The sequence below is a fragment of the Corallococcus sp. 4LFB genome, from assembly GCF_046520365.1.
GTDB lineage: Bacteria > Myxococcota > Myxococcia > Myxococcales > Myxococcaceae > Corallococcus > Corallococcus caeni.
This window is the reverse complement of the sequence record NZ_JBKGHJ010000585.1, coordinates 1-4,657: the sequence shown is the minus strand read 5'-3', so window position 1 is coordinate 4,657 and position 4,657 is coordinate 1. Positions and strand designations below refer to the sequence as shown.

Annotated in this window: 1 pseudogene; it reads right to left on the bottom strand. The window is 73.2% G+C overall.

The annotated features are described in order from the left end of the window. Positions 1–4,368 (bottom strand): annotated as a pseudogene (locus ACLEQD_RS37380) (amino acid adenylation domain-containing protein); the annotation flags it as partial. Positions 4,369–4,657 lie beyond the last annotated feature (289 nt).

Below are 4,657 nucleotides of genomic sequence, written 5' to 3'. Positions count from 1 at the left end.
GCACCACCACGACGCTCTCGCGCACGCCGTCGCACTGGCCCAGCGCGGACTCCACTTCGCCCAGCTCGATTCGGAAGCCTCGCACCTTCACCTGGAAGTCCAGGCGGCCCAGGTACTCGATGCTGCCGTCGGCGAGGACTCGGGCCTGGTCTCCCGTCCGGTAGAGCCTTGCGCCCTGGGGCCCGTAGGGATCCGGGATGAACCGCTCCGCCGTCAGCGCGGGGCGGCCCAGGTAGCCCCGGCCCACCTGCACGCCTCCGATGTACAGCTCTCCCGCGATGCCCACCGGCACCGGCCGCAGCGACGCGTCCAGGACGTGGATCCGCGTGTTCGCCACCGGCCTGCCGATGGGCACCGAGCGCCGTCCGTCATGGCGCTCGCAGGTCCAGGCCGTCACGTCCACCACGGCCTCCGTGGGGCCGTAGAGGTTGTGGAGCGGGACGCCCAGCCGGTCCAGGCAGCGGTCCTTCAGGTCCAGCGGCAGCGCCTCACCGCTGCACACCACGCGGCGGAGCGCCGTGCAGCGCTCCAGCCCCGGCTCCTCCAGGAACACCTGGAGCATGGACGGCACGAAGTGCAACGTCGTGACGCCTTCGCGCGCCATCACGTCCACCAGGTAGGCGGCGTCCTGGTGCCCCCCGGGCTTCGCCACCACCAGCCGCGCTCCCGTCATCAGCGGCCAGAAGAACTCCCACACCGACACGTCGAAGCTGAACGGCGTCTTCTGCAACACCACGTCGCGGGGCCCCAACCCGTAGGCCTCCTGCATCCAGAACAACCGGTTGCGGATGCCCGCGTGGGTGTTCATCGCGCCCTTCGGACGCCCCGTGCTTCCCGACGTGTAGATGACGTAGGCCAGGTGCTCCGCGCCCACGCCCGACACCACCGGCTCCGGCGACAGGCTCGCCACCTGGGGCCAGTCCGCGTCCAGGCACAGCACCGGCGTGCTCCCCACCGACAGCAGCGGCCGCTGGTGCCGCTGCGTCAGCAACACCGCGACCGCCGAGTCCTCCACCTGGTACGTCAGCCGGTCCGCCGGTGCCGACGGATCGATGGGCACGTACGCGCCGCCCGCCTTGAGCACCCCCAGCAGCGCGATCACCAGCTCCAGCGAGCGCTCCGCGCACACGCCCACGCGCACTTCCGGCCCCACGCCGCGCGCCCGCAGCGCCCGCGCGAGCTGGTTGGCCCGGCCGTCCAGCTCCCGGTACGTCAGCCGGGCGCCCTCGAAGTCCACCGCGACGGCGTCCGGCGTGCGCGCCACCTGCGCTTCCACCAGGCCGTGCAGCGTGCCCTCCAGCGGGTAGTCGCGCGCGGTGGCGTTCCAGTCCACCAGCAGCCGCCGCTGCTCCGCTTCCGTCATCAGCGGCAAGTCCTTCACCCGGGTCTCCGGGTGGGCCACCGCTCCCGCCACGAGCACGTCCAGGTGCTCCACCCACCGCGCCACCGTCGCCGCGTCGAAGAGGTCGGTGTTGTACTCCAGCGTTCCCGCGAAGCCGGCCGCCGCGTCGGTGAGCGACAGCTTCAGGTCGAACTGCGCGCCCGCGCCCTCCGCCTCCAGCATCCGCAGCGCCAGGCCCGGCAGCCGCAGCTCCGGCAGCGGATCCTCCTGCAGCGCCAGCATCACCTGGAACAGCGGCGAGCGGCCCAGGTCGCGCTGGGGCTGCACCGCGTCCACCAGCTTCTCGAACGGCACCGCCTGGTGCGCGTAGGCGCCCAGCGTCGTCTCGCGCACCTGCTGGAGCAGCTCGCGGAACGACGGGTTCGCGCCCAGCCGCGCACGCAGCACCAGCGTGTTCACGAACAGGCCGATGAGCCCCTCCAGCTCCGCGCGGTCACGTCCCGCGACGGGCGTGCCCACGAGCACGTCGTCCTGCCCGGCGTGGCGCGCCAGCAGCGCCTGCCACGCGGCGAGCAGCACCATGAAGGGGGTCACGCCCTCGCGGCGGGCGAGCGCCCGCACGGCGTCCGACAGCTCGGGCGACAGACGCACCGGAAGGGTCGCGCCCGCCGCCGTCTGGACCACCGGACGGGACGATCCGTTGGCAGCGCCAGCACGTGCGGCGCGCCCTCGAGCTGCCCGCGCCACCACGCGAGCTGCGAATCGAGCACGTCGCCCTGGAGCCAGGCCCGCTGCCACGCGGCGTGATCCACGGGCTGGAGGGACAGCGCCGGAAGCGGCGACGGGCGGCCCGACAGCCGGGCCTCGTAGAGCGCGGCCACTTCGCGCACGAGCACCAGCATCGAACCGCCGTCGGAGACGACGTGATGCAGGGTCAGCAGCAGCACGTGCCGCGTGGGCGCGCACCGCACCAGCGTGAGCCGCAGCAGCGGTCCTCGCGAGAGGTCGAAGGGCTTGCGCGCCTCCTCCGCAATCAGGCGCCGCAGCTCCGCGTCCACGCCCTCGCCGTCGAGCGCGGACAGGTCCACGCCGACAAAGGGCACCGGGGCCGACTTCGCGACCATCTGGAAGGGCTGTCCCTCCGGTGCCACCAGCGACGTGCGCAGCGATTCGTGCCGCTGGACCAGGACCTCGAAGGCGTGCTTCAGCGCGGCCACGTCCAGCTCGCCGTCCAGCTCGACGGCCGCGGGGATGTGGTACGCGGGGTTGCCCGGCTCCAGCTGCTCCAGGAACCACAGCCGCTGCTGCGCGAAGGACGGCACGAGCGCGCCCTCGCGGGACACCGGCTCCAGCGCGGGCGCCAGCGTCCCCGCCTGCTCCAGACGGACGGCGTCGACACGGGCCGCCAGCGCCGCCAGCGTGGACGCGTCGAACAGCGCGCGCACCGGCAGCTCCACGCCGAAGGCGCCCCGGATGGCGGACAGCAGGCGCGTGGCGAGCAGCGAGTGCCCACCGAGCGCGAAGAAGTCATCGTGCAGTCCCACCCGCTCCACGCGCAGCAGCCGGCTCCACAGCCCCGCCAGCACCTGCTCCGTCGCCGTCCCGGGCGCGACGAAGCGGTGCTCCGAACGGGGCAGCTCCGGCGCCGGCAGCTCCTTGCGATCCACCTTGCCGTTGGCGTTGAGGGGCAGTGCGTCCAGCACCATCACGGCGGACGGCACCATCGACTCCGGCAGCTGGCGCCGCGCGTGCTCGCGGAGCGCGGCCTCGTCCAGCGTCTGGCCCGGCTTCGCGACGACGTAGGCCACCAGCCGCGTGTCCCCTGACACGTCCTCGCGCGCGACCACCACCGAGGCCGCGACCCCCTCGTGCCTTGAGAGGGCCGCTTCCACTTCGCCCGGCTCGATGCGGAAGCCGCGGACCTTCACCTGGTGGTCCACGCGGCCCAGGAACTCCAGCGTCCCATCCGCGAGCCAGCGCGCCCGGTCCCCCGTGCGGTACATGCGCGCGCCCGGCTCGTCACGGAGCGCGTCCGGCATGAAGCGCTCGGCCGTCAGGTCCGCGCGGCCCAGGTAGCCGCGCACCACGCCGTCACCCCCGATGAACAACTCACCCGGGACACCGACCGGCAGCGGTTGCAGGCGCGCGTCCAGGATGTAGAGCCCGGTGTTCGCCAGCGGCCGGCCCAGCGACACCGTTCCGGTCGTGGCCGCTTCGACGCGATGCAGGGACGACCACACCGTGGTCTCGGTGGGCCCGTACATGTTGAGCAATACTGGAACGCATGCCCGCAAGCGTGCGGCAAGGCCGCCCGGGAGCGCTTCTCCGCCCACGAGCAGCTGCCGCAGGCCTCCCAGCGCGTGCAGTGCGCGGGGCTCCTCCACGAGGGCGCGCGCGTAGGACGGCGTGCACTGGAAGTGGGTGACGGCGTGATGCTCCAGCGTCTCCGCGAGCGCGGAGGGCTCCAGGCCCGTCGGCGCGAGCACCACCTGGAAGCCGCGCGTCCAGGACCAGAGCAGCTCCAGCACGGAGATGTCGAAGGAGATGCTCGTCATCGCCAGCCACGTGCCGGGGCACGGCGAGACGTGCGCATCCATCGCGCGGAAGAAGTTCATCACCGTCCGGTGCGGCACGCCCACGCCCTTGGGCCGCCCCGTCGAACCGGACGTGTAGAGGACATAAGCGAGCGTCCGCGCGTCACGCGACGGCTCCGTGAAGTCCCCTTCCGTCACGTCGTCCAGGAAGAGGCGCCGCTCCGAAGAAGCGGAGAGCACGCCCTCCAGGCGGCGCGGGCTCACGAGGACCTTCGCTCCCGAGTCCTCCCACATCGCGGCGAGCCGCTGCGCCGGGTACGCCGGATCCAACGGCAGGTAGGCCGCGCCCGCCTCCAGGATGCCGAGCAGCCCCACGGCCAGCTCCACCGTGCGGTCCACGCAGAGCCCCACGACGGACTCCGGCCCCACGCCGCGATTTCGCAGCGCATGCGCCAGGGCCCGGGCCCGCTGGTGCAGCTCCCGGTACGTCAGCCGCGTCTCGCCCACGACGAGCGCCACGGCCTCGGGCGTCCGGGCCACCTGCGCCGCGAACCGCGACGCCACGGTGGCATCCGACGGGAAGGCCGTGTCCTCACCGCGCGACAGCGCTCGCAGGTGCATCGACTCCGAGGCATCCAGCCAAGGCAGTGCGTCCACGGGGCGTGACGGATCCGCGACCGCGGCCTCCAGCAGCACGCGCAGGTGCCCGGCGAGGCGGGCGACGGAGTCCGCGTCGAAGAGGTCGGTGGCGTACTCCAGCCAGCCCTCGAAGCCCCGGGGG